Genomic DNA, 21,921 nt, shown 5'->3' on the forward strand with positions numbered 1-21,921 from the left:
TTCCCCTTTGCGGGGGAATGCGGCAGGCGTCAGGCGCGTTTCATCAACAGCCAGAGGCTTATCAGGAAGAAGCTGGCGCTTGGCAGCAGCGCGCCGATAATCGGCGGAATGCCATACACCAGGCTCAGCGGCCCGAAGATTTGGTCCAGCACGTAGAAGATAAAGCCGAAGCTGATGCCCGTCACAACGCGCACGCCCATCGGCACGCTGCGCAGCGGCCCGAAGATAAATGACAGCGCCATCAGCATCATGACCGCGACGGACAGCGGCTGGAAGATTTTGCTCCACATGTTGAGCTGATAACGGCTGGCGTCCTGGCCGCTCGCCTTCAGATACGTGACGTAATTACGCAGGCCGCTAATCGACAGCGCATCCGGATCCAGCGCCACGACGCCAAGCTTATCGGGCGTCAGGTTGGTTTTCCAGGTGCCGGTCAACGTCTGGGAGCCGGTGATCTGCTGCGGGTTTTTGAGGTTCGACTCATCCACCTGCGACAGGCGCCACAGCTTATGCTCAGCGTCAAACTTCGCGCTGGCGGCGTAACGGACGGATTCCAGACGACGCTTATCGTTAAAGGCGTAGATGCTGATACCGCCCAGCTCGTTTTCACCCTTCACGCGTTCGATATAAACAAAGTTGCTGCCGTCTTTCGCCCACATCCCCTGCTGGGTTGAGAGCAGCGACCCGCCATACATCTGCTGCGCGCGCAGGTTACGGGCCATCTGTTCGCCCTGCGGGGCTACCCATTCGCCGATAGCCATCGTGAAGATGACCAGCGGAATGGCGGTTTTCATGACGGAGGCGGCGACCTGCATACGGGTAAAGCCGGACGCCTGCATGACGACCAGCTCGCTGCGCTGCGCCAGCATCCCTAAGCCCAGCAGCGCGCCAAGCAGCGCGGCCATCGGGAAGAAGATCTGGATATCTTTCGGCACGCTCAGCAGCGTGTATGTTCCCGCGCCAAGCGCGGTGTAGCTGCCTTCGCCGGTCTTTTTCAGCTGATCGACGAATTTGATAATGCCCGACAGCGACACCAGCATGAACAGCGTCATCATTATGGTGTTGAAAATTGTTCTGCCGATGTACCGGTCGAGAACGCTAAATCCCAGCATCGATCACTCCCCGACGAGCAAAGCGGGCGCGGATGCGGCGCACCGGCACCGTGTCCCACAGGTTCAGCGCCACGGCGAGCGCCAGATAAAGCAGGTTAACGGCCCACATCCAGATCAGCGGATCAAGCTTGCCTTTCGCGCCGTTGGAGCGCAGCGAGGTCTGGAGCAGGAAGAAGATAAGGTACAGCAGCATCGCGGGCAGCATCGAGAGCACGCGGCCCTGACGCGGGTTCACCACCGAGAGCGGCACGACCATCAGCGCCATCACAATCACCGCGAACACCAGCGTCAGGCGCCAGTGGAATTCGGCGCGCGCCGATTTGGAATCGGCCTGCCAGAGCGTTTGCATGTCCATCTGCTCGGCGTCGTCCGGGTCCAGCGCCACGGCCTGATGACCGATAATCGCCTGGTAATCTTTAAAGTCGGTGATGCGGAAATCGCGCAGCATCGCAGTGCCCTCAAAGCGGGTGCCCTGGTTGAGCGTCACCACCTGTGAGCCATCTTTACGCTGCGAGAGTTCGCCGGAGTCAGCGACGACCACAGAAGGACGCGCGTTGCCTTTCGGGCGCAGCTGCGCCAGGAACACGTCTTTGAATTTGCTGCCGTCCACGCTTTCAATGAACAGCACCGCGTTACCGTCGGTCGCCTGCTGGAACTGGCCCTGCGCGAGCGCCGCCATGCCGGGGTTGGCTTTCGCCTCCGCGAGCACTTCGTCCTGATGGCGCGACGACCAGGGGCCTGCCCACATCACATTCACCGCAGCGACAATGCCGGTCATCAGCGCGAGAACCATCGCGGCTTTCACCAGCACCGCTTTACTCAGCCCGCAGGCGTGCATGACGGTGATTTCACTTTCGGTATAGAGCCTGCCAAGCGTCATCAGTAGCGCGAGGAACAGGCTTAACGGCAGGATGAGCTGCGCCATTTCGGGCACGCCCAGGCCAAGGAGCGCGAGCACGAGGTTTGTCGGAATATCGCCGTCCACCGCCGCGCCAAGAATTCTCACCAGCTTCTGGCAGAAGAAGATCAGCAGCAGGATGAACAAAATAGCCAGTTGGCTTTTGAGCGTCTCCCGAACCAGATATCTTATGATTATCACATTAAATACGCCTGTGAATACGAGTCTTTTTGCAGGAAAATCGCTTGTTTCATGGCTTAAACGTCATTTATTCTCTTGAGTCGTCGAAAAGATCGCTAAGATTACATATCTTAACGGCTTCGCGCTTCAAGCGTTGCCGACGAGCCGAAACCAAAACAACATTCGTTAAGATTAACACGAAGTCATCGCAACAGCGGAGCAAGAGTTACGAAGTGGTCAATTCTATCTGTAGCCGCCGCCGTTGTCTTTAAGATTCAGGAGCGTAGTGCATGGAGTTCAGTGTAAAAAGCGGGAGCCCGGAAAAACAGCGCAGTGCCTGCATTGTCGTAGGCGTTTTCGAACCGCGCCGTCTCTCTCCCATCGCCGAACAACTCGATAAAATCAGCGACGGCTATATCAGCGCCCTGCTGCGTCGCGGTGAGCTGGAGGGCAAACCGGGCCAGACCTTGTTGCTTCATCACGTTCCGAATGTGTTGTCAGAACGTATCCTTCTGATCGGCTGCGGCAAAGAGCGCGAGCTGGATGAGCGTCAGTATAAGCAGGTGATTCAGAAAACCATCAATACTCTGAATGATACCGGCTCTATGGAAGCGGTCTGCTTCCTGACCGAGCTGCACGTCAAAGGCCGCAACACGTACTGGAAAGTGCGCCAGGCGGTAGAAACGGCGAAAGAGACGCTCTACAGCTTCGATCAACTGAAGACGAACAAGAGCGAGCCGCGTCGTCCGCTGCGCAAAATGGTGTTCAACGTGCCGACCCGCCGTGAACTCACCAGCGGCGAGCGCGCTATCCAGCACGGTCTGGCGATTGCCTCCGGCATTAAAGCCGCTAAAGATCTGGGCAATATGCCGCCGAACATCTGTAACGCCGCGTACCTCGCCTCTCAGGCGCGCCAGCTGGCGGATTCCTTCAGCAAAAACGTCATCACCCGCGTGATTGGCGAGCAGCAGATGAAAGAGCTGGGGATGCACTCGTACCTCGCGGTCGGCGAAGGCTCGCAGAATGAATCGCTGATGTCGGTGATTGAATATAAAGGCAGCAGCGAGCCGGACGCCCGGCCGATTGTACTGGTGGGCAAAGGGCTGACCTTTGACTCCGGCGGCATCTCGATTAAACCGTCCGAAGGGATGGACGAGATGAAATATGACATGTGCGGCGCGGCGGCGGTGTATGGCGTGATGCGCATGGTGGCCGAGCTGAACCTGCCGGTGAACGTCACCGGCATTCTGGCGGGCTGTGAAAACATGCCTGGCGGACGCGCGTATCGTCCGGGCGACGTGCTGACGACGATGTCCGGCCAGACGGTGGAAGTGCTCAACACCGACGCCGAAGGCCGTCTGGTGCTGTGCGACGTACTGACGTATGTTGAGCGCTTCGATCCGGAAGTGGTCATCGACGTGGCGACGCTGACCGGCGCCTGCGTGATTGCGCTGGGCCATCACATTACCGGCCTGATGTCGAACCACAATCCGCTCGCGCATGAGCTTATCGGCGCGTCTGAGCAGGCGGGCGACCGTGCCTGGCGTCTGCCGCTGGCGGACGAGTTCCAGGAGCAGCTGGAGTCGAATTTCGCGGATATGGCGAATATCGGCGGCCGTCCTGGCGGGGCTATTACCGCCGGGTGCTTCCTGTCGCGCTTTACGCGTAAATATAACTGGGCGCACCTGGATATCGCCGGTACCGCCTGGCGCTCCGGCAAGGCGAAGGGCGCCACCGGTCGCCCGGTCGCGTTGCTCTCGCAGTTCCTGTTGAACCGCGCCGGGTTTAACGGCGAAGAGTAAGGCGCTGACAGACGGTGGGTGCGCTTCGCTTACCCACCCTACAGAATATCGTCAGGTATGCTGGCGATAAGGCAAACGGTGGGTGCGCTTCGCTTACCCACCCTACAAAATATCGTCAGGTATGCTGGCGATAAGGCAAACGGTGGGGGCGCTTCGCTTACCCGCCCTACCAAACATTTTATGTACGTGGCGATAGGGCAACATCCCCGTAGGGCGGGTAAGCAAAGCGCCACCCGCCATCTCCCGACAACACACTCGCCCGCCCCCGAATCCGGGTGAAGACAGGCAGCCAACAACGAGGCAACGTGAAAGACCACGGGTATCGCTTATGAAGAACGCAACGTTTTACCTGCTGGACAACGACGACACCGTGGACGGCCTGAACGCCGTCGAACAACTGGTGTGCGACGTTGCCGCAGCGCGCTGGCGCGCAGGGAAACGCATCCTGATTGCCTGCGTCGACGAAGCCCAGGCGACCCGCATCGACGAAGCGCTCTGGAAGCGCGACCCCGACAGCTTCGTGCCGCACAATCTTGCGGGCGAAGGGCCGCGCGGCGGCGCGCCGGTGGAGATCGCCTGGCCGCAAAAACGCGGCAGCAGCCCGCGGGAGCTCCTGATAAGCCTGCTGCCGGAATTCGCAGCTTTTGCCACTGCTTTCTATGAAGTGGTAGACTTCGTACCTTACGACGAATCCCAGAAACAACTGGCGCGCGAACGCTACAAAGCCTATCGCGCCGCCGGTTTCCACTTGACCACGGCCACCTTCACGGCGCCCGGAACGACACAGTAGAAATGGAAAAGACATATAACCCCCAAGATATCGAACAGCCGCTTTACGAGCACTGGGAGCAGCAGGGCTATTTCAAACCCAACGGCGACGAGAGCCAGGAAAGCTTCTGCATCATGATCCCGCCGCCGAACGTCACCGGCAGTTTGCATATGGGTCACGCCTTCCAGCAAACCATCATGGACACCATGATCCGCTACCAGCGCATGCAGGGTAAAAACACCCTGTGGCAGGTCGGCACCGACCATGCCGGTATCGCGACCCAGATGGTCGTCGAGCGCAAAATCGCCGCTGAAGAAGGCAAAACCCGCCACGACTACGGCCGCGACGCCTTTATCGAGAAAATCTGGGAGTGGAAAGCGGAATCCGGCGGCACCATTACGCGCCAGATGCGTCGTCTGGGTAACTCGGTGGACTGGGAGCGCGAGCGCTTCACCATGGATGAAGGCCTCTCCAACGCAGTGAAAGAGGTGTTCGTCCGTCTTTATAAAGAAGATCTGATCTATCGCGGCAAGCGTCTCGTGAACTGGGACCCGAAACTGCGTACCGCCATCTCTGACCTGGAAGTGGAAAACCGCGAGTCGAAAGGCTCCATGTGGCATATCCGCTACCCGCTGGCGGACGGCGCGAAAACCGCCGACGGCAAAGATTACCTGGTGGTCGCCACCACGCGTCCGGAAACCCTGCTGGGCGATACCGGCGTTGCCGTGAACCCGGAAGATCCTCGTTATAAAGATCTGATCGGCAAATATGTCGTGCTGCCGCTGGTTAACCGCCGCATCCCGATCGTCGGCGACGAACACGCCGATATGGAAAAAGGCACCGGCTGCGTGAAGATAACGCCAGCGCACGATTTCAACGACTACGACGTGGGTCGTCGTCATCAGCTGCCGATGATCAACATCCTGACTTTCGACGGCGATATCCGTGAAAGCGCGGAAGTCTACGACACCAAAGGCAACGAATCCGACGTTTACTCAAACGAGATCCCGGCGCAGTTCCAGAAAATGGAGCGCTTCGCGGCGCGTAAAGCGATCGTGGCGGCGGTGGATGAACTCGGCCTGCTCGAAGAGATCAAACCGCACGATCTGACCGTGCCTTACGGCGACCGCGGCGGCGTGGTTATCGAACCGATGCTGACCGACCAGTGGTACGTGCGTGCCGACGTGCTGGCGAAACCGGCGGTCGAAGCGGTAGAAAACGGCGATATCCAGTTCGTGCCGAAGCAGTACGAAAACATGTACTTCTCCTGGATGCGCGATATTCAGGACTGGTGTATCTCCCGTCAGCTCTGGTGGGGCCACCGTATCCCGGCCTGGTATGACAACGAAGGCAACGTCTATGTAGGCCGCAGCGAAGAGGAAGTGCGTCAGGAAAATAACCTGTCCGCGGACGTCGCGCTGCGCCAGGACGACGACGTGCTGGATACCTGGTTCTCCTCCGCGCTCTGGACGTTCTCGACCCTCGGCTGGCCGGAAAACACCGACGCGCTGCGTCAGTTCCACCCGACCAGCGTCATGGTCTCCGGCTTTGACATCATCTTCTTCTGGATTGCCCGCATGATCATGATGACCATGCACTTCATCAAAGATGAAAACGGCAAGCCGCAGGTGCCGTTTAAGACCGTCTATATGACCGGCCTTATCCGCGACGACGAAGGCCAGAAGATGTCCAAATCCAAGGGCAACGTGATTGACCCGCTGGATATGGTTGACGGCATCACCCTGGACGCGCTGCTGGAGAAACGCACCGGCAACATGATGCAGCCGCAGCTGGCGGAGAAAATCCGCAAGCGCACCGAGAAGCAGTTCCCGGACGGCATCGAGCCGCATGGCACCGACGCCCTGCGCTTCACCCTGGCGGCGCTGGCCTCTACCGGCCGCGACATCAACTGGGACATGAAGCGCCTGGAAGGCTATCGCAACTTCTGCAACAAGCTGTGGAACGCCAGCCGTTTCGTGCTGATGAACACCGAAGATCAGGATTGCGGCTTCAACGGCGGCGAGAAAGTGCTGTCGCTGGCGGACCGCTGGATCCTGGCGGAATTCAACCAGACGGTGAAAGCGTACCGCGAGGCGCTGGATAACTTCCGCTTCGATATCGCGGCGGGCATTCTGTACGAGTTCACCTGGAACCAGTTCTGCGACTGGTATCTGGAGCTGACCAAGCCGGTCATGAACGGCGGTTCGGAAGCTGAGCTGCGCGGCACCCGCAACACGCTGGTGACCGTGCTGGAAGGTCTGCTGCGTCTGGCGCACCCGATCATTCCGTTTATCACGGAAACCATCTGGCAGCGCGTGAAAGTGATTGCCGGTATCGACGCCGACACCATTATGCTCCAGCCGTTCCCGGCGTTTGACGCGTCCCGCGTGGACGACGCGGCGCTGGCGGATACCGAATGGCTGAAGCAGGCTATCATCGCCGTGCGTAATATTCGCGCCGAGATGAACATCGCGCCGGGCAAACCGCTTGAGTTGCTGCTGCGTGGTTGCAGCCAGGACGCGCAGCGTCGTGTTAACGACAACCGCGGCTTCCTGCAGACGCTGGCGCGCCTTGAAAGCATTACGGTGCTGCCTGCCGATGACAAAGGCCCGGTGTCAGTGACCAAAATCATCGACGGCGCCGAGCTGCTAATCCCGATGGCGGGGCTGATTGATAAAGACGCCGAGCTGGCGCGCCTGGCGAAAGAAGTGGCCAAAATCGAAGGCGAGATCGGCCGCATCGAAAGCAAACTCGGCAACGAAGGCTTTGTGGCCCGCGCGCCGGAAGCGGTTATCGCGAAAGAGCGCGAAAAACTGGCGGGCTATCACGAGGCGAAAGCCAAACTGATAGAACAACAGGGCGTCATTAGCGCGCTGTAAGTCATGTTGAATAAAAAGCCGGGGCGACCCGGCTTTTTTTATGTCTGTATTTTGCAAAAAAACGGCGCTCATCTGAGCGCCGTTATGCTTTTACCAGGCCGTAGCCCGGAGCTTATTTTCAGAGTGCGAAAGGCAGAATGGAGAAACCGCGGCCCAGCACGCTTGCCGGATCGTTACGCGGCTGCTCGTCGTGATCGACCAGCGCCAGGTTATCCAGTTCGCCGTCAACATGGGTGTTTTCCAGCAGGTAACGGGTCAGACGCACTTTTGCCCACGGCCACGCCAGACCAAAGGTGATACCGCAGACCATGAAGTTACTCAGGATCAGCCAGACGAACGTACCGACACTCACGGTGGAGCGGAAGGTAATACCGCCTTCCAGCGACATCTGCTGATAAGCGTAGTTACGCAGTTTCACAAACGCGAAACTAAAGCAGACCAGGATGCCGACAAGATAAACCATATAAGCCATTACTATGGTGGAGATCATGGACAAGCCAGCGCTCAGCATCGCTTCTTCGCTTGCCGCACCGTACAGGCTTTGCTGCAAAATCTGGGTCATCATCGGGACTACCATCACCATCACGATAACGATAAACGGCACAAACAGCAGCATCGCCTTCAGATAGATGAAGGTACAGGCTTTTATATTCAGGTTAATCGCAAAACGGTGTTTGCCATATTGCAGGTTATTGACCAGCAGGCCATACCACTGCGCGGCGTAAATACCCTGCATCAGCGCGGTACCGCCAAGGCTCACCACGATCGCCAGCACGATAGCCACAATAATGCCGGTGATGCTGCCGCTGGTGCCAGCAAGGGTCATGACGAGAGAAAGCACGATAAACACCAGAATCGCAATCAGCAGCGGGCAGCCGAGCATCACCCACCAGGCGCGCAGGGGGCTGGCTTTAAAGCTAAAACGCAGACCGTTAAGCTTCGTCATCAGCAGCTGATAGCGCAGGCCCTGCATAATGAGGAACGGCGCAAACGCGATAAACAGCAGCACCATGCAGACGGTTAAAAAGGTATTTTCAAAGACGATATTAATCAAAAATACGACGTAGAGAAGCGCAAGGCAGATCCAGCCGACAAAAATCGCGCCGCCCGTGGCATGGTAAGAAAAACGGGCACCTGCCAGTTCAGTATTTTCATAAAAATAACGGCGCGCGCGCACCATCGCCCAGGGCAAAAACAGCCCGGCAGTGAACACCGTTAACAGTATGTTGACCAGCCAGACGGGGAAATAACCGCCGCCGCTGCCCTGAAACGAGAATGCGTGTGTCTTATTCCCTGCCAGGAATTTATTATCGTCTGACATAACAATCCTTATTCTATAAAAAAGAAAAAAGCGCCGTTATAACCGTTAATATTTTAGGGTTAATCCAGTGCGTACTTTAGTGTAATAAAGCCCGGAGAAGAATAATAGCAGCCAATATTCCTGGGCTTGCGTCACTCTTCTTGTAGTGGTATTAAGCACAACACTATGTTGAACAGATGACATCAGAGCAAATGATGAATGTTGAGGCGCCAGTAGACATTATTATGCGCCGGATGACGGCGGCGGATAACGCTGCTGTCGCCCGGGTGATCCGCCAGGTTTCCGCAGAATGCGGGCTGACCGCGGATAAGGGCTACACCGTCGCGGATCCGAATCTCGACGTGCTTTATACGCAATACAGCAAGCCAGGCTATGCGTACTGGGTGATTGAACTGGACGGCGAAGTGGTAGGCGGCGGCGGTATCGCTCCGCTGGTCGGTAGCGAAACGGACATCTGCGAGCTGCAAAAAATGTATTTTCTGCCCGTGGCGCGCGGCAGGGGGCTTGCGAAAAAGCTGGCGTTACAGGCCATGGATTTCGCTCGCGCGCAGGGCTATCGCCGCTGCTATCTCGAAACCACCGCCTTTTTAAAAGAGGCGATTGCGCTGTATGAACGCTTAGGCTTTGCGCATATTTCCGAGCCGCTCGGCGCGACGGGTCATGTGGATTGCGAAGTACGGATGTTAAAAACGCTCTGAACGCGTGAAACCGCGAAATAAAAAAGCCGGGCTAACCCGGCTTTTTTATTATTGTTGCATAGAGACGCGAATAGCCGGCCCGGCTTTTTCCGGCGGTAGCGCCAGCACGTTATGCCAGAGCTCCTGCACCATATTGCAGACCTGCTTTTCCTGTCCGACGCCTTTTTGCGGATCGGTAAAGACCTCAATCGTGTCGCCATATTTCGCCGCCAGCGCCTGACCAATCGGGGCCAGCGACTCTTCCGCCAGTTTCTGCTCTTCCGGCGTCACCTTATGCGTATTCGGGCCGTAGCTTGCCGACAGCAGCTTCATCTCGACATCCATACGCTCCGCGATGACCTCTTTCGATAACATCTGGATCGGGTTTACGCCGCCTTTCACCTGCGGCATCAGGAAGCGGAAACAGGCGTCATCGCTGTGCTGCTGCATCTCACGGGTCTGTTTCATATTGACGCGCATATACGCCACCACGTCATCATCCGGCGCGAACTGAATGCGTTGCATCTCAAGCTCAGCCATATTGGCCTGCATCGTGTCGATAATATCCTGCTGCGTTTTGCCCTGTTTCGCCATATCCAGCGCCTGACCACGCATGCGCGCATAGAAAGCCGGATCGTTTTCTTTAATCAGCTTATACAGCGGCATGCTGTTAAACGCCTCGTCAAAGCCCTGCTCCGGCGAAGTCTGACCGCTTTTCAGCCAGGCGATATCCGCGATATTCCACAGCACGATGCCGACGACAAAAATCGCGACGGCAGCGAGTTTATTCACTTTGCCCTTTTTATAGAGCGTTGATGCCACCACGGCGAGCACGACGCCCACCAGCGCGGAGAGCATGACATGATTCCAGTTCATCCTTTATCCCTTCGGTATTGATAGTTTTTATAACGCCCAACGCTTTACGCGTGCGCCGGTACGCCGCTGTGGAAACGGAATTCTGCATCAGGCTGATTAATCAGCCGCGCTTCCGCCTCGCCCAGCGCCTGCACCCGCGGCGCGATGTCGTCCGGCGAAATCTGCTGCGCCAGCGTGAGGTAATCTTGATAGTGACGCGCTTCCGAGCGCAGCAGCGACAGGTAAAACTTCTGCAAGTCGTCGTCCAGATACGGCGCCAGCGCCGCGAAACGCTCGCACGAACGGGCTTCGATATACGCCCCGCAAATCAGCTTGTCGATCAGCGTCGCAGGCTCATACGTGCGCATTTCGCGCCGCATCCCGCGCGCATAGCGGCTGGCGGTGATTTTGACATACGGGATGTTACGCGCCTGCATCACTTCGCGCACCTGCCAGAAGTGGTGTAATTCTTCTTTGATGAGCAGCACCATGCTGTCGATGAGCGCCTGGCCCCACGGATCGTCGGTATGCGGCATCACGCTTTTACCGATGCGCTTATGCAGCGCCAGAAAATCGGGCTCCGGGCCTTCACGATAGGTGAAATCTTCATAGGGCTGTAGCCAGCCGAGCAGTTCGTCAGAGCCGCTTTTATCCGCGACATAGCGGCGAATGAGCAGCATCGCGGTTTGCGCGGCTTTCAGCTCGCAGATCATGTGGTCGGTCAGCAGCAGCGGTAAGTTTTCCGGCGCTCTGGCTTCATCTATCCAGGCTTGCGGGGTGGCGCAGTGAAGGAAATTTTTAACGGGGAGGAGGAGTGCGTCGTAATTCATGCGGGGTTCCTGAAATGCGGCAGCATCGCGCTGCCGCAAAGTGCGACTTAGTGACGAACGCCGTCGTCGTCTTCATCCATGCCGTCGTCGTCTTCGTCTTCGTCTTCACCGTCCGGGTCTTCAAAGTAAGTGCCCCAGCCGTCATATTCGACGTTAAACTTCTCCGCCATGTTCATCAGCTGTTCGACCTGAGCGTCGATAAGCTCGGCGTTCAGCGCGCACTCGCTCAGCGCGTCACAGCAGATGACGGTTTCACCGCCCTCTTCCAGCTCCAGCTCTTCCGGGTCTGTCACTTCGTAGCCAAGCTTGAACACTTCTACCGCCAGTTTCTCCAGCGTGTCGAAATCGTCTGCCGAAAAGTGGTGTTCAATAGTGTACAGCGCTTCAGGATCGCTACCATCTTCAAGCAGCTCTTCAATAATCAGACGCGTCTCTTCGCGCTGCTCTTCCAGTAATTCCGGGTTTGCCATGGCTCGTTCCTCAGTGTGTGGCAGATACCTTCTATTTTCACACACCCGCGGGAATGCCTCCACCTTTCACCGCAAAGTTTTAACACCGGGGGTTGCAAATGAATATTCATACATATATGTTGAATATTAATTCAATAAGTGGCGTCAGCCAGCGAGGGGATCATGTCTGCGTTGTACCAGAAATCGTTTTTAAAACTGCTCGATTTTACGCCCGCTCAAATCCGCATGTTGCTGGAGCTTTCGGCGAAGCTTAAAAAAGATAAGAAAAACGGCGTTGAAGTTCAAAAGCTTACCGGAAAAAATATTGCGCTCATCTTCGAAAAAGACTCAACCCGCACACGATGCTCTTTCGAAGTTGCCGCATATGACCAGGGCGCGCGCGTCACTTATCTCGGGCCAAGCGGCAGTCAGATTGGGCATAAAGAATCAATTAAAGATACCGCCCGCGTGCTGGGCCGCATGTATGACGGCATTCAGTATCGCGGTTTTGGCCAGGAGATCGTCGAAACACTGGCGCAGTTCGCCGGTGTGCCGGTGTGGAACGGCCTGACCGATGAGTTTCACCCGACGCAATTACTGGCGGATCTGCTCACCATGCAGGAGCATCTGCCGGGCAAAGCGTTTAACGAGATGACGCTGGTGTACGCGGGCGATGCGCGCAATAACATGGGCAACTCAATGTTAGAAGCCGCCGCGCTGATGGGGCTGGATTTACGGCTTGTTGCCCCTGAGAGCTGCTGGCCCGCCGCAAAACTCGTGACCGAATGCCAGGCGCTGGCCAAAGAGACCGGCGGGCGGATCACGCTGACCGAAGATATCGCCGCGGGCGTGAAGGGCGCGGATTTCATTTATACCGATGTCTGGGTGTCGATGGGCGAAGCCAAAGAGAAATGGGCGGAACGTATCGCGCTGCTGCGGCCGTATCAGGTTAACAGCCAGATGCTGGCGCAGACCGGCAACCCGAACGTGAAATTTCTGCACTGCCTGCCGGCGTTTCACGACGACCAGACCACGCTCGGCAAGCAGATGGCGCAGGAGTATGGCCTGAAAGGCGGCATGGAAGTGACCGACGAGGTGTTTGAGTCGGCCCACAGTATCGTGTTCGATCAGGCGGAAAACCGGATGCATACGATCAAAGCGGTGATGGTGGCGACGCTCTCAGAGTAAGCTCGCGGGGCGGGTAGTGGATTGATGGTCGATTGGTGGGTGCGCTTCGCTTACCCACCCTACGAAACGACAGCACAACGCTCGCCGTAGGGCGGGTAAGCATCGCGCACCCGCCTTGCCGGATGGTCTACGAAACGACAGCACAACGCTCACCGTAGGGCGGGTAAGCATCGCGCACCCGCCTTGTCGGATGGTCGGTTGGTGTGCACGCTTCGCTTACCCACCCTACGAAACGACAGCACAACGCTCACCGTAGGGCGGGTAAGCATCGCGCACCCGCCTTGTCGGATGGACTACGAAACGACAGCACAACGCTCGCCGTAGGGCGGGTAAGCATCGCGCACCCGCCTTGTCGGATGGTCGGTTGGTCTGCACGCTTCGCTTACCCACCCTACCCCATCTACAAGCCACTCACGCCATCAACATCTTCACGACCACTTTACGCACCGGGGCCGGGTCGCCCACCGCGCACAGGGGTTTATGCACCTCGCCTGGCCAGAAAATCACGAAATCGCCCTCTTCCAGCACCACGGTTTTCTCCTGTGCGCCTTCAGGCAGGAACGCGATATCTTTATCCGCCAGCCAGTCGGTGTCGGGCGCGCCCGGCGGCAACGTGCTGAAGGTCATCCCTTCGCGGCCCGACAGCACAATCTGAATGTCCAGATAACGCGCGTGATATTCGGCGCGGCGTTCCGCCAGCGGCTCCGTCGTATCTTCTGAGAGCAGGAAAAAAAGGCGATCGCCATCCAGATCGTACTTACCCGGCGCGGTCTGCGCCGTCACCTGCTGCTTCACCTGCTCAATCGCCTTGCGAAACGGCGCGGGCAGCCATTCGCCCAACGCGTGAATATTACCGATAATCATGCCATCTCCTTATATAAAACAGCGTTTCATTTTGTTGTGTTATACGAGTAATTACGCCGGTGCGCCACTGGTTTATGGGTAAAAGCTGTTCTGGCGCATGGTTATCGAACGAAGCGTTACCGGCTTGTTAATACCCGTCAGGCGTTTATGCATCTTTTATGCATAACCCTGGCGAATACCACTTACAGCTTCGCTGTATCTATCTGTTTTATCAGTTTTTATCTGAAAAAAGACAGGGGAATCACGTTTTACTTACCTCACAAACACGCACGGTTACGTCATAGTTATTTGCTTTATTTTCAGCAATTCAAAATAATCGCGCACCATAAATGCATAATAATATTTAGGACCAAATAAAAACATTTAATATCAATGAGTTGATTATTTGTCTATTTGTTGTCCAAAAACAGATTTTTAACAACGCTGCATAAGCGCCGTGTTTTCTGCGTAGCGATTCATAACCCCCGACAAATTAATTAAACTTTCCATGAAATAAATCATCATTATGGCGGAATAGTAAAATCCCCGCGTCGCCCGTGATATTCATCACACAATAAACCCTGCACTCCATTACTATTAATTTCGAATTCAATCTGCACGGTAACTCGTTATGCGAATATCTTTCGCATAATGCCGCCGTTTTTATTCTGAAAATTAGCCAAGGAATAAATATGGAAAAGCATTACGTGGGATCGGAAATTGGACAACTACGCAGCGTTATGCTGCACCGCCCTAATTTAAGTCTGAAAAGACTGACGCCGTCTAATTGCCAGGAATTACTTTTCGATGATGTATTATCCGTGGAGCGCGCGGGTGAAGAGCACGATATTTTCGCCCGCACGCTGCGCGACCAGGGCGTTGAAGTCTTATTGCTGACGGATCTCCTGACGCGCACGCTGGATATCCCGGCCGCCAAAGACTGGCTGCTGGAGACACAGGTGTCTGAATACCGCCTCGGCCCCTCTTTTGCCTCGGATGTCCGCGGCTGGCTTGCCGATCTGCCGCACCGTGAGCTGGCGCGGCGTTTAAGCGGCGGCCTGACCTTTAGCGAAATCCCGGCCTCCATTCATAATATGGTCGTGGACACGCACGGCGCCAATGACTTTATTATGGAGCCGCTACCCAACCATTTATTTACCCGCGATACGTCCTGCTGGATATATAACGGCGTGTCGATTAACCCGATGGCGAAACAGGCCCGCCAGCGCGAAACGAATAACCTTCGCGCGATTTATCGCTGGCATCCGGCCTTCGCCGATGGCGAGTTTATTAAATATTTCGGCGATCAGAATATTAATTATGACCACGCGACGCTCGAAGGCGGCGATGTATTAGTGATTGGCCGCGGCGCGGTATTAATCGGCATGTCTGAGCGCACCACGCCGCAGGGTGTGGAATTCCTCGCGAGCGCCCTGTTTAAACACCAGCAGGCGACGCGCGTTATTGCCGTTGAATTGCCGAAACACCGCTCCTGTATGCACCTCGATACCGTAATGACGCATATCGATATCGACACTTTCTCCGTTTATCCGGAAGTCGTACGCCCTGATGTGAAGTGCTGGACCTTAACGCCGGACGGGCGCGGCGGCATCGCACGTACCGAAGAAAAAACGCTGGTATACGCCCTGGAGCAGGCGCTCGGCATCGACCAGATACGGCTCATCACCACCGGCGGCGATGCGTTTGAAGCCGAGCGCGAGCAGTGGAACGACGCCAACAACGTGCTGACCGTGCGCCCAGGCGTAGTAATCGGCTATGAGCGCAACACCTGGACCAACGAGAAATATGACAAGGCCGGCATCACCGTGCTGCCGATTCCTGGCGACGAGCTGGGCCGCGGACGCGGCGGCGCGCGCTGCATGAGCTGCCCGCTGGAACGCGACGGCATTTAAGGAGAACCCCATGGAAATGAAACCCACCCTGGTCGTGGCCCTTGGCGGCAACGCGCTGCTGAAACGCGGCGAACCGCTGGAGGCCGATATTCAGCGTCATAACGTCGAACTGGCGGCCCACACCATTGCTCAGCTCACCCGCCAGTGGCGCGTGGTGCTGGTGCACGGCAATGGCCCGCAGGTCGGGCTGCTGGCGCTGCAAAACAGCGCCTATCTGAACGTCACGCCTTATCCGCTCGACATTCTGGGCGCCGAAAGCCAGGGGATGATTGGTTACCTGTTACAGCAGTCGCTGAAAAACCAGCTGCCGGATCGCGAAGTCAGCGTGCTGCTGACGCAGGTGGCGGTGGATGACGCCGACCCGGCGTTTAAGAACCCGACCAAATACATCGGCCCGGTATATGACAAAGCCCAGGCGGACCAGCTCGCCGCGGAGAAAGGCTGGACGATGAAAGCCGACGGGCCTTATTTCCGCCGCGTGGTGCCTTCGCCTCAGCCGCAGCGGATTGTCGAGAGCGACGCCATCAAAGCGCTTATCGAGCGCGACCATCTGGTGATTTGCAACGGCGGCGGCGGCGTGCCGGTGGTGGATAAAGCCGACGGTTACCACGGCATCGAGGCGGTTATCGATAAAGATCTCTCGGCCGCGCTGCTGGCGCGCCAGCTGCACGCCGACGCGCTGCTGATCCTGACGGACGCCGATGCGGTGTATGTCGACTGGGGTAAGCCGACCCAGCGCCCCATGACCCACGTAACGCCCTCGCAGCTGGCGGAGCTGCACTTCGATGCAGGCTCCATGGGGCCGAAAGTGGCCGCATGCTGCGCCTTCGTTGAGCAGTGCGGCGGCATCGCAGGGATCGGCGCGCTGGGTGACGGCCCGGCCATCCTCGCGGGCGATAAAGGCACGTTGATTCGCCAGTAAGTTTTCTCACCGCTTTTACGCAAAAAGGATTTAACCATGACTATCAACCTGAAAAACCGCAACTTCCTGAAACTCCTCGACTACACCCCGGCGGAGATCCAGTACCTCATCGATCTGGCCATGCAGCTGAAAGCCGATAAAAAAGCCGGGCGCGAGAAGAAAACGCTGGTGGGCAAAAACATCGCGCTGATTTTCGAAAAAACCTCCACCCGCACCCGCTGCGCGTTTGAAGTCGGCGCATTTGACCAGGGCGCGCAGGTGACATACCTCGGGCCGAGCGGCTCGCAGATTGGTCATAAAGAGTCAATGAAAGATACCGCCCGCGTGCTGGGGCGCATGTATGACGGCATCGAATATCGCGGCTACGGCCAGGAGATCGTTGAGGAGCTTGGCAAATTCGCGGGCGTGCCGGTATGGAACGGGCTGACCAACGAATTTCATCCGACGCAAATCCTGGCCGACCTGATGACCATGCTGGAGCACTCGCCAGGCAAAACGCTTCCGCAGATCCGCTTTGCGTATCTTGGCGACGCGCGCAACAACATGGGCAACTCGCTGATGGTAGGCGCGGCGAAAATGGGCATGGAGATCCGCCTGGTGGCGCCGAAAGCCTTCTGGCCGGAAGAGGCGCTGGTCGAACAATGCCGCGCACTCGCCGCTGAGACCGGCGCGCGCATCATTCTTACGGAACATGTGGACGAAGGCGTGGACGGCGTGGATTTCCTCTACACCGACGTCTGGGTATCGATGGGCGAGCCGAAAGAAGCCTGGGCCGAGCGCGTCGCGCTGATGAAACCCTACCAGATCAATCAGGCGGTGGTGAAAGCGACCGGCAATCCGCACGTCAAATTTATGCACTGCCTGCCGGCGTTTCATAACGAGCACACCACCGTCGGCCGCGAAATCGAAGTCGCTTATGGCCTGAAAGGGCTGGAAGTGACAGATGACGTGTTCGAGTCCCCCTGCTCCATTGTGTTTGATGAGGCGGAGAACCGTATGCACACCATCAAAGCCGTGATGGTGGCGACGCTTGGCGAATAATCTTTGCGGGCGCGCCGCCGGTGCGCCCGCCGCTTCGGAGATACCCTCATGCACAGGTTCAAATTTCCTTCCGCTTATACGATTTTGTTTGTGCTTATCGCGCTGGTGGCGGCGCTCACCTGGGTAGTGCCTGCCGGGAAATACCAGATGGCGATGAACGATACGCTCGGCAAAGAGGTGCCGGTCGCGGGCACTTACGCCCCCGTCGAGGCGCATCCGCAGGGCATTACCGCCATTCTGCTGGCCCCGGTGGATGGCCTTTACAACCACGTGACCTATACCGCAGGGGCCATCGACGTGGCGCTGTTTGTGCTGATCATCGGCGGCTTTCTGGGCGTGGTGAATAAAACCGGGGCCATCGACGCCGGGATCGAGCGCGTGACGGAGCGGTTGCACGGCAAAGAAGAGTGGATGATCCCGATACTGATGGCGCTGTTCGCCGCGGGCGGCACCATCTACGGCATGGCGGAAGAGTCGCTGCCGTTTTATACCCTGCTGGTGCCGGTCATGATGGCCGCGCGCTTCGACCCGCTGGTCGCCGCCGCTACGGTGCTGTTGGGCGCGGGCATCGGCACGCTCGGCTCCACCATTAACCCCTTCGCAACGGTGATTGCCGCCAACGCCGCCGGTATTCCGTTCACCAGCGGCATCTGGCTGCGCGTGGCGCTGTTGGTTATCGGCTGGGTTATCTGCGTGCTGTGGGTGATGCGTTACGCCCGTCGCGTGCGTCGGGACCCGTCACTCTCCGTGGTGGCGGACCAGTGGGAAGCCAACCGCGCGCACTTTCTCGGCAACCGCTCTGCCGACATGCTCCCCTTTACCATGACGCGCAAAATCATCCTGATCATTTTCGCCGCCTCGTTTGCGGTGATGATTTACGGCGTGGCGGTGCGCGGCTGGTGGATGGGTGAGATTTCCGGCGTGTTCCTCGCCGCTGCGATTATCACCGGCGTGGTGGCGCGCATGAGCGAAGAAGCGTTCACCAGCACCTTTATAGACGGCGCGCGGGATCTGCTCGGCGTGGCGCTCATTATCGGTATCGCGCGCGGTATTGTGGTGGTGATGGATAACGGCATGATCACCCACACGATTCTGCACAGCGCGGAAAACCTGGTGTCGGGGCTTTCCACCACGGTGTTTATCAACGTGACGTACTGGATTGAAGTGGTGCTCTCGTTCCTGGTGCCGTCGTCATCCGGTCTTGCCGTGCTGACCATGCCTATCATGGCGCCGCTCGCGGATTTCGCCCATGTAGGGCGCGATCTGGTGGTCACCGCCTATCAGTCCGCCTCCGGGATCGTGAATCTGATTACGCCCACCTCTGCCGTGGTGATGGGCGGTCTGGCTATCGCTCGCGTGCCTTATGTGCGTTATCTGAAATGGGTTGCGCCGCTCATACTGATCCTGACGGTGCTGAACATGGCCGCCCTCAGTCTTGGCGCGCTGTTTTAGCCTGACATGGCGTTGCGGCGCGGTCAGCCAGGGCGTTGCGCCGCATAAAATGCCAATCATTTCAGCAAAAGCCCGTAAATTGTCAGGTTATTGCGTTTTCCCCCTGGACGCGGGCCGGGAAAACCATATCGTTTTTCTTCAACTTTCATCAACGTAAGGAGTGACTGTCCATGAAGGATTACGGTGATTATTCCGGAAAAGAGCAGGAGCAAATGGCGGTATGCCAGCGGCTCATCAGCAACAAAACCTACTGCTCTCAGGAGGAGATCCGGCGCGATATGCAGCGCCAGGGGTTCGACAATATCAGCCAGTCCTCCGTCTCACGCCTGCTGAAACTGCTCGGCGTGATTAAAATCCGCAACGCCAAAGGACAAAAAATTTATTCCCTGAATCCGCTATTACAGCCCGCGCCGGACGCCGCACGCTCGATCGCGGAAATGGTGGTGAGCGTTGAACATAACAGCGAATTTATCCTTGTTCATACGGTGGCGGGCTATGGCCGCGCGGTGGCGAAAGTGCTGGATTATCACGCTTTGCCGGAGGTATTAGGCGTAGTGGCGGGCAGCAGTATTGTCTGGATAGCACCGCGTGATGTGAAGCGCACCGCGCTGGTTCACAAACGTATTAATTATTTACTTTTAATGCATTAATATTCACAGCAATCGATTCCTGAGCGCAAAGTGTGCATTTCCTGCTTGTCAGCTAAACGCACATGCGTATAATGCCGGGCAATTTGCCGGAGGGAAGCATGGTCCAGTGTGTTCGACAATTTGTCTTACCGCGTCGTCAGAAAGCTGACGGCCAGGCCGTTGCTCTTTCCGTTCCCGAATTGCTGTTAAAAGCCCCTCAATGAGGGGCTTTTTTTTGTCCAGCGTTTGTCCGCCGGCCTAAAGAGGAGACAAAAATGGCTAATCCGCTTTATCAAAAACATATTATTTCCATCAACGATCTCAGCCGCGCCGAGCTTGAGCTGGTGCTGGAGACGGCGGCGAAGCTGAAAGCGAACCCGCAGCCGGAGCTTCTGAAGCACAAAGTGATCGCCAGCTGCTTCTTCGAAGCTTCGACCCGCACCCGCCTGTCGTTTGAAACCTCCATGCACCGTCTGGGCGCGGCGGTGGTCGGCTTCTCCGACAGCAGCAACACCTCCCTTGGCAAAAAAGGTGAAACGCTGGCGGACACCATTTCAGTCATCAGCACCTATGTGGACGCCATCGTGATGCGCCACCCGCAGGAGGGCGCGGCGCGTCTGGCGACCGAGTTTTCCGGCGGCGTGCCGGTGCTGAACGCGGGCGACGGGGCCAACCAGCACCCGACCCAGACGCTGCTGGATCTCTTTACCATCCAGGAGACGCAGGGACGCCTTGAGAACCTCACCATCGCAATGGTGGGCGACCTGAAATATGGCCGCACGGTGCATTCGCTCGCGCAGGCGCTGGCGAAGTTCAACGGCAACCGCTTCTGCTTTATCGCCCCGGACGCGCTGGCGATGCCGCAATACATTCTCGATATGCTCGATGAAAAAGGCATTCCGTGGAGCCTGCACAGCGCCATCGACGACGTGGTCCAGGAAGTGGATATTCTCTACATGACCCGCGTGCAGAAAGAGCGTCTCGACCCGTCGGAATACGCCAACGTGAAGGCCCAGTTTGTGCTGCGCGCCGCCGATCTTCAGGGCGCGCGCGACAACATGAAAGTGCTGCACCCGCTGCCGCGCATTGATGAAATCACTACCGACGTGGATAAAACGCCCCACGCCTGGTATTTCCAGCAGGCGGGCAACGGCATTTTCGCCCGTCAGGCGCTGCTGGCGCTGGTACTGAATCGCGATTTAGCTCTGTAAGGAGAAGCCCATGACCCATGACAATAAACTTCAGGTAGAAGCCATTCGCCGCGGCACGGTGATTGACCATATTCCGGCGCAGGTCGGCTTCAAGCTGCTTTCCCTGTTTAAGCTTACCGAAACGGATCAGCGCATCACCATCGGCCTTAACCTGCCCTCCGGCGAAATGGGCCGCAAAGATTTAATCAAGATTGAAAATACCTTCCTGACGGACGAGCAGGTCAATCAGCTCGCGCTCTACGCGCCGCAGGCGACAGTAAACCGCATCGACGATTATGAAGTGGTGGGCAAGAGCAAACCGAGCCTGCCGGATCGTATCGATAATGTGCTGGTCTGCCCGAACGGCAACTGCATCAGCCGTACCGAGCCGGTCGCCTCCAGTTTTGCCGTGAAAACGCGCGGCGACGCGGTGCAGCTGAAGTGCAAATATTGTGAGAAAGAGTTCGCGCGTCACGTCGTGCTGGCGGATTAATTGTGGCTGGCAATGGCCTTGCGGCTCCCTATAATGAGCGGGAGCCTTACCGCTGTTAACTTCAGGAGAAATTATGTCCCGCACTATCGCCACGGAAAACGCCCCTGCCGCTATCGGTCCTTACGTTCAGGCCGTCGATCTGGGCAACATGGTTATCACCTCCGGTCAGATCCCGGTTGACCCGAAATCCGGCAGCGTGCCGGACGACATCGCCGCCCAGGCGCGTCAGTCGCTGGATAACGTGAAAGCGATTATCGAAGCCGCTGGCCTGAAAGTCGGGGATATCGTGAAAACCACGGTATTCGTCAAAGATCTGAACGACTTCGCCACCGTTAACGCCACTTATGAAGCGTTTTTCACCGAGCATAACGCGACTTTCCCGGCGCGCTCCTGCGTCGAAGTGGCGCGTCTGCCGAAAGATGTGAAAATCGAAATCGAAGCGATCGCCGTCCGTCGCTAAGCGCGGCCCTGGCATAAA

The 21,921-nt window shown here is 57.3% G+C and carries 20 protein-coding genes; 13 read left to right on the plus strand and 7 right to left on the minus strand.

Annotation, left to right across the window (positions count from 1 at the left end; genetic code table 11):
• Positions 1-29 precede the first annotated feature (29 nt).
• Positions 30-1,112, minus strand: coding sequence for an LPS export ABC transporter permease LptG (gene lptG, locus AACV31_RS06755; RefSeq protein ID WP_075197388.1), 1,083 nt, complete (start codon positions 1,110-1,112; stop codon positions 30-32).
• Positions 1,099-2,211 (minus strand): LPS export ABC transporter permease LptF, encoded by a 1,113-nt coding sequence (gene lptF / locus AACV31_RS06760; protein WP_075197387.1) that lies wholly within the window; start codon positions 2,209-2,211, stop codon positions 1,099-1,101. The genes lptG and lptF overlap by 14 nt, the downstream gene beginning before the upstream one ends.
• A gap of 269 nt (positions 2,212-2,480) precedes the next feature.
• Between lptF and pepA the strand changes: the two genes are divergently transcribed.
• The 3 genes from pepA to AACV31_RS06775 all read left to right on the plus strand — a co-directional run bounded on the left by pepA (position 2,481) and on the right by AACV31_RS06775 (position 7,640).
• A complete protein-coding gene (gene pepA, locus AACV31_RS06765) occupies positions 2,481-3,992 on the plus strand; it encodes a leucyl aminopeptidase (protein WP_165155694.1) in 1,512 nt (503 codons plus the stop codon).
• A gap of 328 nt (positions 3,993-4,320) precedes the next feature.
• The gene (locus AACV31_RS06770) at positions 4,321-4,782 is read left to right on the plus strand and encodes a DNA polymerase III subunit chi (RefSeq protein ID WP_012815104.1); all 462 of its coding nucleotides are present in this window, start codon (positions 4,321-4,323) and stop codon (positions 4,780-4,782) included.
• Between the two features lie 2 nt (positions 4,783-4,784).
• The gene (locus tag AACV31_RS06775) at positions 4,785-7,640 is read left to right on the plus strand and encodes a valine--tRNA ligase (RefSeq protein ID WP_165155692.1); all 2,856 of its coding nucleotides are present in this window, start codon (positions 4,785-4,787) and stop codon (positions 7,638-7,640) included.
• Positions 7,641-7,758: 118 nt separating this feature from the next.
• Here the strand turns inward: AACV31_RS06775 and AACV31_RS06780 are convergent, their stop codons facing one another.
• Entirely contained in the window at positions 7,759-8,961 is a 1,203-nt protein-coding gene (locus AACV31_RS06780; protein WP_165155681.1) for a YjgN family protein, read from the minus strand.
• A 191-nt stretch (positions 8,962-9,152) separates the two neighbouring features.
• Here AACV31_RS06780 and AACV31_RS06785 point away from each other — a divergent pair, with 191 nt between their 5' ends.
• Positions 9,153-9,659 carry a GNAT family N-acetyltransferase gene (locus AACV31_RS06785; protein ID WP_105538288.1) on the plus strand — a complete coding sequence of 169 codons (507 nt, stop codon included), beginning with the start codon at positions 9,153-9,155 and terminating at the stop codon, positions 9,657-9,659.
• A gap of 48 nt (positions 9,660-9,707) precedes the next feature.
• Here AACV31_RS06785 and AACV31_RS06790 read toward each other — a convergent pair whose 3' ends face one another.
• Genes AACV31_RS06790 through rraB form a run of 3 tightly spaced genes read right to left on the minus strand, consistent with a single transcriptional unit; the run spans position 9,708 to position 11,793 of the window.
• Positions 9,708-10,514, minus strand: coding sequence for a hypothetical protein (locus tag AACV31_RS06790; protein ID WP_165155679.1), 807 nt, complete (start codon positions 10,512-10,514; stop codon positions 9,708-9,710).
• A gap of 44 nt (positions 10,515-10,558) precedes the next feature.
• The gene (miaE, locus tag AACV31_RS06795) at positions 10,559-11,323 is read right to left on the minus strand and encodes a tRNA isopentenyl-2-thiomethyl-A-37 hydroxylase MiaE (RefSeq protein WP_165155677.1); all 765 of its coding nucleotides are present in this window, start codon (positions 11,321-11,323) and stop codon (positions 10,559-10,561) included.
• A gap of 47 nt (positions 11,324-11,370) precedes the next feature.
• Positions 11,371-11,793 carry a ribonuclease E inhibitor RraB gene (gene rraB / locus AACV31_RS06800; protein WP_165155675.1) on the minus strand — a complete coding sequence of 141 codons (423 nt, stop codon included), beginning with the start codon at positions 11,791-11,793 and terminating at the stop codon, positions 11,371-11,373.
• Positions 11,794-11,955: 162 nt separating this feature from the next.
• Between rraB and argF (AACV31_RS06805) the strand changes: the two genes are divergently transcribed.
• Entirely contained in the window at positions 11,956-12,960 is a 1,005-nt protein-coding gene (gene argF / locus AACV31_RS06805) for an ornithine carbamoyltransferase (RefSeq protein ID WP_075197383.1), read from the plus strand.
• A 411-nt stretch (positions 12,961-13,371) separates the two neighbouring features.
• On the opposite strand, the gene AACV31_RS06810 is transcribed toward argF (AACV31_RS06805), so the two are convergent.
• Positions 13,372-13,824 (minus strand): YhcH/YjgK/YiaL family protein, encoded by a 453-nt coding sequence (locus tag AACV31_RS06810; RefSeq protein ID WP_165155673.1) that lies wholly within the window; start codon positions 13,822-13,824, stop codon positions 13,372-13,374.
• Between the two features lie 671 nt (positions 13,825-14,495).
• Here AACV31_RS06810 and arcA point away from each other — a divergent pair.
• The 8 genes from arcA to ridA all read left to right on the plus strand — a co-directional run bounded on the left by arcA (position 14,496) and on the right by ridA (position 21,903).
• Positions 14,496-15,716, plus strand: a complete 1,221-nt coding sequence (gene arcA, locus AACV31_RS06815; protein ID WP_105538292.1) for an arginine deiminase — start codon at positions 14,496-14,498, stop codon at positions 15,714-15,716.
• 10 nt (positions 15,717-15,726) lie between these two features.
• On the plus strand, positions 15,727-16,638 hold the full coding sequence (gene arcC, locus AACV31_RS06820; RefSeq protein WP_075197379.1) for a carbamate kinase: 912 nt from the start codon (positions 15,727-15,729) through the stop codon (positions 16,636-16,638).
• A gap of 36 nt (positions 16,639-16,674) precedes the next feature.
• Positions 16,675-17,679, plus strand: coding sequence for an ornithine carbamoyltransferase (gene argF / locus AACV31_RS06825; protein ID WP_007766999.1), 1,005 nt, complete (start codon positions 16,675-16,677; stop codon positions 17,677-17,679).
• A gap of 48 nt (positions 17,680-17,727) precedes the next feature.
• Positions 17,728-19,131, plus strand: a complete 1,404-nt coding sequence (locus tag AACV31_RS06830; RefSeq protein WP_075197377.1) for a YfcC family protein — start codon at positions 17,728-17,730, stop codon at positions 19,129-19,131.
• Between the two features lie 170 nt (positions 19,132-19,301).
• Positions 19,302-19,781, plus strand: a complete 480-nt coding sequence (locus tag AACV31_RS06835) for an arginine repressor (RefSeq protein ID WP_007766995.1) — start codon at positions 19,302-19,304, stop codon at positions 19,779-19,781.
• Positions 19,782-20,035: 254 nt separating this feature from the next.
• Positions 20,036-20,971, plus strand: coding sequence for an aspartate carbamoyltransferase (gene pyrB, locus AACV31_RS06840; protein ID WP_075197376.1), 936 nt, complete (start codon positions 20,036-20,038; stop codon positions 20,969-20,971).
• A 10-nt stretch (positions 20,972-20,981) separates the two neighbouring features.
• Positions 20,982-21,443, plus strand: coding sequence for an aspartate carbamoyltransferase regulatory subunit (gene pyrI / locus AACV31_RS06845; protein WP_007766991.1), 462 nt, complete (start codon positions 20,982-20,984; stop codon positions 21,441-21,443).
• Between the two features lie 73 nt (positions 21,444-21,516).
• On the plus strand, positions 21,517-21,903 hold the full coding sequence (gene ridA, locus AACV31_RS06850; protein WP_004388683.1) for a 2-iminobutanoate/2-iminopropanoate deaminase: 387 nt from the start codon (positions 21,517-21,519) through the stop codon (positions 21,901-21,903).
• Positions 21,904-21,921 lie beyond the last annotated feature (18 nt).

The sequence above is a fragment of the Cronobacter sp. EKM101R genome (genome assembly GCF_963888145.1).
Classification (GTDB): domain Bacteria; phylum Pseudomonadota; class Gammaproteobacteria; order Enterobacterales; family Enterobacteriaceae; genus Cronobacter; species Cronobacter turicensis.

What these genes read in the sequence shown, in the direction of transcription:
- lptG (WP_075197388.1), bottom strand. Translation starts at nt 1,112, where the DNA reads ATGCTGGGATTTAGCGTTCTCGACCGGTACATCGGCAGAACAATTTTC.
- pepA (WP_165155694.1), top strand. Translation starts at nt 2,481, where the DNA reads ATGGAGTTCAGTGTAAAAAGCGGGAGCCCGGAAAAACAGCGCAGTGCC.
- AACV31_RS06770 (WP_012815104.1), top strand. Translation starts at nt 4,321, where the DNA reads ATGAAGAACGCAACGTTTTACCTGCTGGACAACGACGACACCGTGGAC.
- AACV31_RS06775 (WP_165155692.1), top strand. Translation starts at nt 4,785, where the DNA reads ATGGAAAAGACATATAACCCCCAAGATATCGAACAGCCGCTTTACGAG.
- AACV31_RS06780 (WP_165155681.1), bottom strand. Translation starts at nt 8,961, where the DNA reads ATGTCAGACGATAATAAATTCCTGGCAGGGAATAAGACACACGCATTC.
- AACV31_RS06785 (WP_105538288.1), top strand. Translation starts at nt 9,153, where the DNA reads ATGATGAATGTTGAGGCGCCAGTAGACATTATTATGCGCCGGATGACG.
- AACV31_RS06790 (WP_165155679.1), bottom strand. Translation starts at nt 10,514, where the DNA reads ATGAACTGGAATCATGTCATGCTCTCCGCGCTGGTGGGCGTCGTGCTC.
- miaE (WP_165155677.1), bottom strand. Translation starts at nt 11,323, where the DNA reads ATGAATTACGACGCACTCCTCCTCCCCGTTAAAAATTTCCTTCACTGC.
- rraB (WP_165155675.1), bottom strand. Translation starts at nt 11,793, where the DNA reads ATGGCAAACCCGGAATTACTGGAAGAGCAGCGCGAAGAGACGCGTCTG.
- argF (WP_075197383.1), top strand. Translation starts at nt 11,956, where the DNA reads ATGTCTGCGTTGTACCAGAAATCGTTTTTAAAACTGCTCGATTTTACG.
- AACV31_RS06810 (WP_165155673.1), bottom strand. Translation starts at nt 13,824, where the DNA reads ATGATTATCGGTAATATTCACGCGTTGGGCGAATGGCTGCCCGCGCCG.
- arcA (WP_105538292.1), top strand. Translation starts at nt 14,496, where the DNA reads ATGGAAAAGCATTACGTGGGATCGGAAATTGGACAACTACGCAGCGTT.
- arcC (WP_075197379.1), top strand. Translation starts at nt 15,727, where the DNA reads ATGGAAATGAAACCCACCCTGGTCGTGGCCCTTGGCGGCAACGCGCTG.
- argF (WP_007766999.1), top strand. Translation starts at nt 16,675, where the DNA reads ATGACTATCAACCTGAAAAACCGCAACTTCCTGAAACTCCTCGACTAC.
- AACV31_RS06830 (WP_075197377.1), top strand. Translation starts at nt 17,728, where the DNA reads ATGCACAGGTTCAAATTTCCTTCCGCTTATACGATTTTGTTTGTGCTT.
- AACV31_RS06835 (WP_007766995.1), top strand. Translation starts at nt 19,302, where the DNA reads ATGAAGGATTACGGTGATTATTCCGGAAAAGAGCAGGAGCAAATGGCG.
- pyrB (WP_075197376.1), top strand. Translation starts at nt 20,036, where the DNA reads ATGGCTAATCCGCTTTATCAAAAACATATTATTTCCATCAACGATCTC.
- pyrI (WP_007766991.1), top strand. Translation starts at nt 20,982, where the DNA reads ATGACCCATGACAATAAACTTCAGGTAGAAGCCATTCGCCGCGGCACG.
- ridA (WP_004388683.1), top strand. Translation starts at nt 21,517, where the DNA reads ATGTCCCGCACTATCGCCACGGAAAACGCCCCTGCCGCTATCGGTCCT.